General features: G+C 42.5%; 1 protein-coding gene. It reads left to right on the top strand.

Annotation, left to right across the window (positions count from 1 at the left end; all coding sequences use genetic code 11):
- The coding region (locus AAEY62_RS22355) for a TonB-dependent receptor plug domain-containing protein (protein ID WP_350636603.1) at positions 1 to 273 on the top strand (273 nt) is incomplete at both ends.

Genomic DNA, 273 nt, shown 5'->3' with positions numbered 1-273 from the left:
GTGTTTCGATTCGTGGTTTACCGCAAAACCGGGTTGAATTAAATGGTCGCTCTACTATTGGCGATTCTCGTGATGGCATTAGCCTTCAAGATTTTCCATCAAGTTTCTTAAAAACGGTAGAAGTTGTTAAGTCGCCAACTGCCGATATGATTGAAGGTGCGCTTGGTGGTACGGTTAGTTTAAGAACAGTGCGCCCATTAGAATTAGATAAACTAACAGCAGCTATGTCGTTAGATGCAGAATACGCAGATAAAACCGAAAACGTAGCGCCTA

Source organism: Pseudoalteromonas sp. GW168-MNA-CIBAN-0100 (genome assembly GCF_040309225.1).
Lineage (GTDB): Bacteria > Pseudomonadota > Gammaproteobacteria > Enterobacterales > Alteromonadaceae > Pseudoalteromonas > Pseudoalteromonas arctica.
Note: the sequence above shows the minus strand (reverse complement) of the source record. Positions and strands in the feature narration are given on the sequence as shown.